Source organism: Alitiscatomonas sp. (assembly GCF_037242085.1).
GTDB lineage: Bacteria > Bacillota > Clostridia > Lachnospirales > Lachnospiraceae > Alitiscatomonas > Alitiscatomonas aceti.
Genome location: NZ_JAXXBR010000129.1, coordinates 1 through 10,004, shown reverse-complemented (window position 1 = coordinate 10,004; position 10,004 = coordinate 1). Strand labels below are relative to the sequence as shown.

10 protein-coding genes, 2 pseudogenes and 1 riboswitch are annotated in these 10,004 nt (G+C 52.1%); of the genes and pseudogenes, 8 read left to right on the top strand and 4 right to left on the bottom strand.

Going from position 1 to position 10,004, the window contains the following annotated elements; genetic code table 11:
- The 4 genes and pseudogenes from WIH05_RS13000 to WIH05_RS12985 all read right to left on the bottom strand — a co-directional run.
- Positions 1 to 328, bottom strand: a pseudogene (locus WIH05_RS13000) (transposase); the annotation flags it as partial.
- A gap of 658 nt (positions 329 to 986) precedes the next feature.
- Complete coding sequence (locus WIH05_RS12995; protein ID WP_337425477.1) at positions 987 to 1,322, bottom strand: type II toxin-antitoxin system RelE/ParE family toxin; 336 nt, start codon at positions 1,320 to 1,322, stop codon at positions 987 to 989.
- Positions 1,319 to 1,642, bottom strand: a complete 324-nt coding sequence (locus WIH05_RS12990) for a type II toxin-antitoxin system Phd/YefM family antitoxin (protein ID WP_022272565.1) — start codon at positions 1,640 to 1,642, stop codon at positions 1,319 to 1,321. Before WIH05_RS12990 ends, WIH05_RS12995 begins: the two co-directional genes overlap by 4 nt.
- 847 nt (positions 1,643 to 2,489) lie before the next feature.
- Positions 2,490 to 3,611 (bottom strand): M20/M25/M40 family metallo-hydrolase, encoded by a 1,122-nt coding sequence (locus WIH05_RS12985; RefSeq protein ID WP_022273610.1) that lies wholly within the window; start codon positions 3,609 to 3,611, stop codon positions 2,490 to 2,492.
- Positions 3,612 to 3,779: 168 nt separating this feature from the next.
- Positions 3,780 to 3,824, top strand: a riboswitch (PreQ1 riboswitch).
- Between the two features lie 178 nt (positions 3,825 to 4,002).
- On the opposite strand from WIH05_RS12985, the gene WIH05_RS12980 reads away from it, so the two are divergent.
- From WIH05_RS12980 to WIH05_RS12945, 8 genes and pseudogenes are all read left to right on the top strand, one after another.
- A complete protein-coding gene (locus tag WIH05_RS12980) occupies positions 4,003 to 5,052 on the top strand; it encodes a nucleoside hydrolase (protein ID WP_022273611.1) in 1,050 nt (349 codons plus the stop codon).
- Positions 5,049 to 5,651, top strand: coding sequence for an ECF transporter S component (locus tag WIH05_RS12975; protein WP_337425476.1), 603 nt, complete (start codon positions 5,049 to 5,051; stop codon positions 5,649 to 5,651). The genes WIH05_RS12980 and WIH05_RS12975 overlap by 4 nt, the downstream gene beginning before the upstream one ends.
- 15 nt (positions 5,652 to 5,666) lie before the next feature.
- Positions 5,667 to 6,365: a hypothetical protein gene (locus WIH05_RS12970; protein ID WP_022273613.1), complete on the top strand. Its 699-nt coding sequence runs from the start codon at positions 5,667 to 5,669 to the stop codon at positions 6,363 to 6,365.
- A gap of 14 nt (positions 6,366 to 6,379) precedes the next feature.
- Positions 6,380 to 6,844, top strand: coding sequence for a GNAT family N-acetyltransferase (locus WIH05_RS12965; RefSeq protein ID WP_022273614.1), 465 nt, complete (start codon positions 6,380 to 6,382; stop codon positions 6,842 to 6,844).
- A gap of 52 nt (positions 6,845 to 6,896) precedes the next feature.
- Positions 6,897 to 7,766 (top strand): DUF362 domain-containing protein, encoded by an 870-nt coding sequence (locus WIH05_RS12960; protein WP_022273615.1) that lies wholly within the window; start codon positions 6,897 to 6,899, stop codon positions 7,764 to 7,766.
- 178 nt (positions 7,767 to 7,944) lie between these two features.
- Positions 7,945 to 9,018, top strand: a complete 1,074-nt coding sequence (gene rsmH, locus WIH05_RS12955; RefSeq protein WP_337425475.1) for a 16S rRNA (cytosine(1402)-N(4))-methyltransferase RsmH — start codon at positions 7,945 to 7,947, stop codon at positions 9,016 to 9,018.
- Between the two features lie 125 nt (positions 9,019 to 9,143).
- Positions 9,144 to 9,761, top strand: coding sequence for a hypothetical protein (locus tag WIH05_RS12950; protein ID WP_022273617.1), 618 nt, complete (start codon positions 9,144 to 9,146; stop codon positions 9,759 to 9,761).
- 14 nt (positions 9,762 to 9,775) lie between these two features.
- Positions 9,776 to 10,004, top strand: a pseudogene (locus WIH05_RS12945) (low specificity L-threonine aldolase); the annotation flags it as partial.

The window sequence follows — 10,004 nt, the reverse complement described above, 5'->3', positions numbered from 1 at the left end:
GGACATGGTATTCCTTTGCCACATATATGAGATCACGGAGCGGCATGTTGGGATTCCAGGTGGACTGGTGCTCGTAGAGATTCAGCCGGAAGTCCATAAGAAAGGCCACATCATTTTTCATGTTCATATAGACGGCATTTTCCAAGGTGATGACGGCCAGCTCCTCCGGATCCGTATAGGAGGTCTGGTTGACCGCGTTATAAAGACTTAAGAGATCCGTCCGGTCCCGGAACAGCATCCGGAATACGGAATCCTTATAGTCGCGGCGGGCCGCTGGCTTTGCTGGGCCATTGTGGCCGGGGCTGGTATCATGGTTTCGATGATTCATTTGTCCTCCTTTCGCAGGAGAACGGAAAATCTCCTGCTTTTCATGATAAAGAAAATGGAAAAGCATAGATTTTCTGAAATGAAGATAGAAAGTCCAGACAGCCATACGGCCAGGAACAAAGGAAATATATGCTTTGCCGGGAGTATAGCATATTTATCTTTGGAGAGCAAGGGTGTGCAGGATAAAATGTGAAGCGTTTTTGCGGATTTACACCTGCCGCGTGATATTGGCAGAAGTGGGCGTGTAAAGAAAAAGGATGCTGCGGAAGGAGATTCTTTATCCCATCCATGCAGCATCCTCTTTATAATTCGTAAGCGCCAAATATTCCTACGGATTTCCTAATACTCTGTTCCCTGCTATAATTGTAGGCGGAAGATATTTAGATTATTGTATTACAATTATGGAGTGATTATTCCAGAGTTCTCTGAGTCACCTGTCCGGACATTGAGAGCCACCATTTCGGAGAATGAGAGTCATATATTCCGGTAATTCAGAGCCACTTTATTGGGCTCTATTCTGGTTCCCATTATTGCAGATTATTCAATAATTTACAGTAGGGAAAAGAAGGTGCTCCGAAGGTCATCTTTCCAATCTCAAATTTCGCAAGGTTACCGAAAACTAATCACTATAGGGATTATAGCCGATTAAGAACTGGGCATCAATTGAAAAGCCCGTGTTTATGCGCTCTTTTCTGAGCGATATCGTATACCTCTTCGTCAGCTCGGATGCCAATAACGATAACCAGCATGGATGATTCTGTATGGCGAAGCTGATATACAACACGTAAGCCAGCGGATCGGAGCTTGATTTTCAGAAGTCCTGCAAGGTTCGTGCTGTTGTGATTACCAAGTGGCTTTCCATAGCCCTGTTCATCAACAGGCAGTGGATTTTGTTGAACTTTTTTGATGGCTTTTAGAACAAGGATGCGCTGACTTCCAGTGAGGTCTTTCAAGTCTTTTTCTGCTTCGGGAAGGTATTCTAGTTTCCAACTCATTCGATGTCGACCTCGCTAAAACCGGCGAGATCGTCTTCTGTAACACCGAGACGGCGGTTCATTTCTTCCTCAGAAATCAAAGAGGCAGGATCAAAGTGTGCCATACGTTCAGAAGCGACAGCCAGCAGACGAGCGTCATTTAATTCATCCATTAAACGGATATATTCATCCGGGGAGATGAGAACGCATTCTGCGGTGTTGTTTTTCATAACAACTTTAGCACCGCACTGCTTGACATCTTCAAAAATTTTTCCGGCAAGCCCACGGTTGAATTGGGTGATCGGAACGGTATTAGTAATAGCACTCATAACAGAAGCCATAATCGTCCACTCCTTTCTTTACTTGCATTATAGCACACGTTTGCCAAAGTATCAACTAACTGGTTGATAAATATACTGATAAATATATTGTATGCTAAAAAGGTGATTTTGATACACAGGTAATAATATTTTGTTACTTTAAGCAGCCTGCTCCGTGCAGATGGGATTTTTTCATGCCCGCGAGGAGGGTGTTACCAAATGGCATCCAGAATCCGGGGCATTACCGTTGAGATTGGCGGCGATAGCACAAAACTCTCCTAGGCGCTGGAAAGTGTCAACAAATCGATCAAAGGAACGTAGTCCGGACTAAAGGATATCAACAAGCTTCTGAAACTGGTCCCCTACAACACAAAAATGGTCGTCCAGAAGCAGAAGATGTTGAGAGAAGGTCTGAAAGGATCCCATCCCGGATGCATTTATTGACATCCCGGTCCACGGCTTCGTTGAGCTCCAGGAATGCGGCATACTTCCGTACCTGTTCCATAAGGAGCATATATTCCTTCAGGCTCTGGCATTCCTCCAGGAGCTCACGGTTGGCCTCCGGGGCGATCTTTAAAACCTGGACCTTAAGCTTATAGGCTCGTCCGGTCCCGGAACAGCATCCGGAATACGGAATCCTTGTAATCGCGGCGGCCACTGGTTTTGCCGGGAGTATAGCATATTTATTTTCGGAGGGCAAGGGTGTGTGGGATAAAATGTGAAGCGTTTATTGCGGATTTACACCAGGCATGTGATACCGGAAGAAGCGGGCATGTAAAGAAAAAGGATGCTGCGGAAGGACGTTTTTCGCCCTTTGATACGCAGCATCCTCTTTTTATACAGCTATTATTCCCTGCCTGCCTGGTCTTTAATCCAGAGGCTCTGTCACGATCCTCCAGGTTACGTTGAAGGCCTGCTCGAATACGGCCAGATCCAGGTATTCGCCGGTGGTATGGACGTTGAACATACCGGTGGAGATCCCGGAGCAGTCAAAGCCGTGGCCAGAAAAGATATTGCTGTCGCCGGAGCCGTTGCTGATATGGTATTCCGGTGTGATCCCTTCCAGCTCCAGGGCGCGGACCGTTGCCTTTGTAAGGAAGCCGTCCAGATCCGGCTTGTGGGGCGGGCAGAAGTGGTCCACATCGATGTCCACGGTGGCTCCGAATTCGGCGGCCGCTTCCTGGCATGCATCCATGATCTTCTGTACCTGGGCCTCGATCTGGGCCTGGGAGTGAGAGCGGACCTCACAGGTAAAGGTGACTTTATCCGTAACGATGTTGGTGGCTGCGCCGCCCTCGATGCGGCCGATATTGGAGGTTGTCTCCGGATCGATGCGGCCGAATTTCACCTTGCTGATGGCCAGGGCCGCAGCGTTGATGGCATTGATGCCTTTTTCTGGTTCAATGCCGCCGTGGGCGGATTTTCCGTGGAAGGTGATGGTCAGCACGTCCTTTCCGGCGCCGGATTTTAAGATAAAGCCCAGATTTCCGGCTCCGTCCAGGGAAAAGATGTTTTTGGTAGGAATTTTGGAATAATCAAAATTTTTTGCGCCGTACATGCCGCTTTCTTCACAGATGGTGAAAAGATAGTACATGTCCCGATGGGGGGTTCCTGTTTCCTTCAGTACCTCCAAAAGCTCCAGCATGATGGCGATTCCGGATTTATCGTCGGCGGCCAGGATCGTGTCCCCGCTGCTCTTTAATTTTCCGTCCTCAAGAACCGGAACAATACCGATCCCCGGTTCCACCGTATCCTGGTGGGCATTGAGACAGATGGATTCTCCTTCCATCGTTCCAGGAATATGGATCAGGAGGTTTCCGCTGTGGTCCCCGCCCACGGCCTTTCCAGCCTGATCGCGGTATACTTCATAGCCGCGGTCCTCAAAATATTTCTGGAGATAGTCGGTCATGGGGCCTTCCTTATAGGAAACGCTGTCGATCTGGATCATTTCCATGAGCCTGGATAAAATCCGTTCTTTGTTATACTGCATAAGAATCTTCCTCCCTTTTATGTCTGTCCTGTTTTCTGATTTTTCACAGGGACACTCCGATGTTTTCATTATACTAAAAGCAGAGTGGAAAATCAATGAAAAACATGGGAGAGGCCTTGCGCAAATTCCTTCCCTGTGCTATACTTCTGGCACCGGGATCCTCTGGGGTCCCCACTGGTTCGTGAACCTCCCAGTATAAAAAACTAGGCATAAGTGAGAATGATAAAGGTAAAAAGCCCTGGCCGGAAGGCGGGGCTGGTACCGCTCTTTGCCTGGCGCACCGGTTTTCTGGATGGATTTCCAGAAGCTGGTGCGCTTATCTGAGGTTTTCAGAAAACTGGCAGGGGCGGTTTTTTGTTTCCCCTGCGTGAAAACGGAAGGAGAAAACAGGATGGATCAAAAGATACAGAAGGTGGTTATTGACTGTGACCCGGGGATCGACGACAGCCTGGCTCTGATGCTGGCGCTGTCCATGGAGGAGATCCAGGTGGAGGCCATTACCATCGTATGTGGGAACAGCCCGGCAGATATGGGCTTTTCCAACACAAAAAAAATTTTAAAGCATATGGGGCGTCTGGATATTCCCATTTATGTGGGAGCAGAAAGGCCGCTGAAGCGGGACTATGTGAATGCCCTGGATACCCATGGGGCCGATGGGCTGGGAGAGAGCTTTCTCCCGGAAGTCCCAGGCTATGAGAACTCCATGACCGCCCAGGAGTTTCTAAAAAAACGGTTTGTGCCGGGACAGGAAGGAGGCCCCTGCTCCGTGATCGCCCTGGGGCCCATGACCAATCTGGCCCGTCTGCTTTCGGACTGTCCGGAAGCAATCCTTTCCATGGACCGGATCGTGTCCATGGGAGGCAGCTTTAAAAGCCATGGGAACTGCTCTCCAGTGGCGGAATACAATTATTGGGCAGATCCAGATGCGGCGGCCCTTGTGTATGAAACGGCTGCCCTGTACGGAAAGAAGATCGAGATGACAGGGCTGGACGTGACCAGACAGATCGTCCTGACTCCGGATCTTCTCGCGTATCTGAAACGGCTGGATCCGGAGCTTGGCAGCTTTGTGTCGGCGATTACGAAGTTTTATTTTGATTTCCACTGGGAGTGGGAGCATCTGATCGGCTGCGTCATCAACGATCCCCTGGCTGTGGCCCATTTCGCGGACCCTGGACTATGCCGAGGGTTTGAAGCGTATACGGCGGTGGAGACGGAGGGGATCTCCCGGGGGCAGACCGTGGTGGACTCCATGGGCTTTTATAGAAAAGCTCCCAATGCCCTTATATTGACAGAAACGGATCCGGAGCGGTTTTTCCGGCTGTTCTTTTCCAGGCTCTTGAAATGCCGGGAGGAGGAGCTGGATCTGATCCCCGGTCTGGCGGCGGGAAGCCGGATGACGGGAACGGCATTCCTTCACGGAAAGGAGGCGCAGCTCCGATGAAAAGCAGGAAAAAAATGACTGTAAACCAGATGGTACTGATCGCCCTGGCAGCCTGCATCAACACAGCGGGCGGACAGGCAGCCCTGGCCCTGCGGCTTCCAGTATACCTGGACAGTATCGGGACCATTTTGGCAGGCATCCTCCTGGGGCCCGTTTACGGTATGCTCCCCAATCTTCTCAGCGGGATTCTTATGGGAATGACCACTGATATTTATTCGCTGTATTTTGCGCCGGTGGGCATGGTTACTGGATTTATGGCGGGGCTGGCGTCGAGGAGAATGCCGGAGCTTATGGGACGCGTCAGGGGGCTGCGGCTTTTTCTGGCTGCGGCGCTGATCACTGTTCCCGGGACCATTGTGAGCTCCCTGATCTGCGCGGGCCTTTTTGGCGGGATCACGTCGTCGGGCTCTACGGTCCTTGTACAGCTTTTGTCCCACACCCCCCTGGGAATGACTGCCAGCATATTTCTGGTGCAGGTCATTACGGATCTGGCAGACCGGACGGTGAGCCTTTTTCTGGCGTCTGCAGCCGCAGGCACCGTGCCGGATCGGCTGAAACAGGCCATATGCGGCCAGCAGGGCAGAGCCTGCGGTCCTTAAGAAAGGAGAACTGCTATGGGAATACCAGAGGAACGGTACAGCAGGATCACTGCTAAAAATCAGAGGGAGATATGTCTCCTCAGGGGTTTTCCCTGTGCCTGGGGAAAATGCGCCTTCTGTGATTATATTGAGGACAACGGAAGGGACCGGGAGGCCATGGAGGCCTTAAACCGGCAGGTACTGTCCCAGGTAACAGGTGAACTGGGAGCCTTGGAGATCATCAACTCCGGGAGCTGCTTTGAACTTCCCGAGGCGACGCTTGATGGGATCGGGGCCCTTGTCCGTGAAAAAAAGATAGAGAAGCTGTTTTTTGAGGCCCACTGGATCTACCGCCATAAGCTGGAGGAAATGCGGGAGCGGATGGGCGTCCCCATTATCTTCAAGATCGGCGTGGAGACCTTTGACTATGATTTCCGCCAGCGTGTCCTGAATAAGCATGCGGATTTCCGGGAGCCGGGGGAGGTAGCGGAATATTTCGACTCGCCATGTCTTATGGTGGGGATCCAGGGCCAGACAAAGGACATGATCCGGTATGACATCGACTGTCTGAAGCGGTATTTTAAGCTGGGGACCGTCAACGTCTACAATAATAATACCACTCCCATCCGTCGGGACCAGGCTCTGGTGGACTGGTTCATGGATGAGTACCAGTGGCTTATGGAGGATCCCGCAGTGGAGGTCCTTTATGAGATCACGGATTTCGGGGTCGGCTGAACGGAGGAAGAGGATTGAAATTTACTGTACATACCATGGAATATGCAGGAGGAAGGGCAGAGGCATCCCTGGACCTGAGAAATTACCAGGACAGCGATTATGAGGAATACAGGATCATGTACAACGGCTGCTTTCTGGCCATGCGGACGGCTCTGGAGCTGCAGCCGGCAGAATGCTGCGCCGGCCGGGAAGAGCTGGCCCGGAGACGGTCAGAGATCTGGATCCTGGAGATCTCAGGGACCCTGGCGGGTTCGGTGGCCGTTTATGGGAAAGAGATCGACGATCTGGTGGTGAAGGGAGAATTTCAGGGCCAGGGTCTGGGAAGGGCTCTTTTACAGTGGGCTCTGGTCCTTCTGGAGAAAGAGGGCCGCGGCCCTGCAGTCCTCCACGTGGCAGACTGGAACCGCCGGGCCATGGAGCTGTACAGGAAGCAGGGATTTCGCATCATAAAGACAGAAGTGATAGACAGAACCGCCTGAGGGCGATATAATAAAGCTATCCATTATATCCCTTCAGGAAAGGAGATTCGATATGAAGTCGAAAGTATTTTTCACAAGAGAGATCACCCCGGAAAAGGTGGTGGAGCTGTACCGCCTTCTGGGAAAGGAACTGCCGGGAAAGGTGGCCATTAAGCTGCACTCCGGCGAGGTGGGAAACCAGAACTTTTTAAAGCCCGCCTTCTGGAAGCCCATCATCGATATGGTAGGAGGCAATGTGGTAGAATGTAATACTGCTTACGAAGGGCAGAGAAATACCACAGCCAAACATATGAGCACCCTGGAGGCCCATGGCTGGAAAAAATATTTCCGCGTGGATCTCATGGATGCAGAAGGCCCGGATCTGGAACTCTCCATTCCGGAAGGAAAGGTGATCCAGAAAAATTTCGTGGGAAAGAACATGAAGAACTACGATTCCATCCTGGTGCTGTCCCACTTTAAGGGCCATCCCATGGGCGGATACGGCGGAGCCTTAAAGCAGCTGGCCATCGGCTGTGCTTCCTCTTATGGAAAGGCATACGTCCACGGCGCCGGAGACCCGGAAAAGATCTGGACCTCTGACCATGATTCCTTCCTGGAATCCATGGCGGACGCGGCCAAATCCGTAGTGGATTTCTTCCATGGAAACGCGGTGTATGTAAACGTGATGATGAATATGTCTGTGGACTGCGACTGCTGCGCCGTTGCAGAGGATCCCTGCATGAAGGATATCGGTATCCTTGTTTCCGAGGATCCCATCGCCATCGACCAGGCCTGCATCGATCTGGTATATGCGGCAACGGATGATCCGGGACAGAAGCACTTCCTGGAGCGGGTGGAGAGCCGCAACGGCGTCCACACCATCGAGGCTGCCGCTGCCCTGGGCTTCGGCTCCAGGGAGTATGAGCTGGTGGAAGTAAAATAATAAAACAGACATAAGGTGAGACCGGCTGTGTGTCTGGCAGGAAGCTGCCGGATGCCAGCCGGTTTTTGCGGCCCGGGGCTGGATCCTGCGTCCTGGGACCGGGGAAACCGAAAACTATGGAAATCGGGAGCCGTCCGTGATACAATGGAACGAAAGACGAGGAAAGGATAAAGAGGGAATGGCAGAACAGAACCAGAATCAGGATATGCAGAAGCCACATAAGCGGCGGGTCCGTTATAAGGGGACCCATCCCCGGACATTTGAGGAGAAATATAAAGAGAGAGAACCGGAGAAATATGCGGAGACCATTAAAAAGGTCATCTCCAAGGGCAGCACGCCGGCAGGGATGCATTTATCCATCTGCGTCGATGAGATCCTGGAATTTTTACAGATCCAGCCAGGCCAGAGGGGGCTGGACGCCACTCTGGGTTATGGCGGCCACAGCCGGAGGATGCTGGAAAAGCTGGAGGGCTCCGGCCATCTTTATGGTCTGGACGTGGATCCCATTGAGATCGTAAAGACCACGGCCCGGCTGAGGGAAAATGGCTTTGGGGAGGAGATCCTCACCGTGCGCCAGATGAATTTTGCAGAGATCGACCTTCTTTCGGAGGAGGTGGGAAAATTCGATTTCGTCCTGGCCGATCTGGGAGTTTCTTCCATGCAGATCGACAATCCGGAGCGGGGCTTTACCTATAAAGCCGAAGGCCCCCTGGATCTGAGACTGGATCCGGAAAAGGGAGTGTCTGCTGCGGACCGGCTGAAGGAAGTGACCAGGGAGGAGCTGACCGGAATGCTGGCGGAGAATTCCGATGAGCCTTATGCAGAGGAGATCGCCAGGGAGGTATTAAAACGGAACCGGAAAAAGGAATATATACGGACCACCACCCAGTTTAAAGAGGCCATCGAGACAGCGCTGGGATTTCTCCCGGAGGAAGAGAGAAAGGAAGCAGTGGTGAAATCCTGTAAGCGGTGCTTCCAGGCCCTGAGGATCGACGTCAACAGCGAATTTGAAGTGCTTTACAGCTTTCTGGAAAAGCTCCCCGGCGTCATGGCCCCAGGCGGACGGGCGGCGATCCTTACGTTCCATTCCGGAGAGGACCGGCTTGTGAAGCACTACTTTAAAGAGGGGAAGAAGGCCGGGCTGTACCAGGAGATCTCCGAGGAGGTGATCCGTCCCTCGGCGGAGGAATGTCAGAGAAATCCCCGGGCCAGGTCCACAAAGATGCGCTGGGCCATCCGGGCGCAGGAATAGAAGCGACGCCAGTGAAAGCGGCTATTGAAAAGGGATTTCTGCCATGATATAATCCGGTATCAAAGGGGCCGGGACATTATGGCCCCGGCGGCATGAAATACATGAAAGAGAAAGAAGGACAGAAAATGAATTACATGGTCTGTATTCCGTCTCCTGATATGGTGTCCAGGGAAAACTGCGAAAAGGTACATAATATCCTGGCCAGGATGTCGGATGCATATAAACTCAATATTGTGCCGGAGCCGGTGAAGGTGAAGCAGGCTCCGTGTCCGGAGTATTACAGAAAGTACCGGATCTATAAGGAGATCCGTGAAAGGGATGGAAATGGGGAAGCCTACCTTCTCCAGGAAGAGGAGGACATGATCCTCAGTGTATGCCGGACTCCGGAGGAGGAAGCACTCATGAAGGGCTGTACCTACGCATACCGTTATCCGTCCAGTCTGGTCCTCAAAAGCTTCCGTGAGGATAAAAAGGAAAAGAAGGAAAAGCGGGAGGCCAGGCCGGAAACAAGAAATGAGCGGAGCCGGGGAGAAAAGCCGGAGAGGGGAGAAAAGCCAGAGCGGGCCGGGAAGCCGGAGCGGGCCCCCAGGGGAGAACGGCAGCCGCGGGGAGAGCGGCAGGGCCAGTCTGAGAGGATGGACAGATCCGGAAGGGCTGAAAGAGCGGAGAGAACAGAAAGATCCGACAGATCTGAAAGGCCTGAAAAACCAGAAAGATCCGAAAAAACTGAAAAAACAATATAGAGGAGGAAATAACGATGCTGGCATTTGAATGTGATTATCTGGAAGGAGCCCATGAAAAAATCTTAAACCGACTGATCGAAACAAATATGGAGAAGCTGCCCGGCTATGGGGCAGACCCCTACTGCGCCAGTGCCAGGGAGAAGATCCTGGACGCATGCCAGTGCCCGGAAGGCGAGGTGTTCTTCCTGGTGGGCGGCACCCAGACCAACGCCACAGTCATCGACGGGCTTTTATCCTCTTATG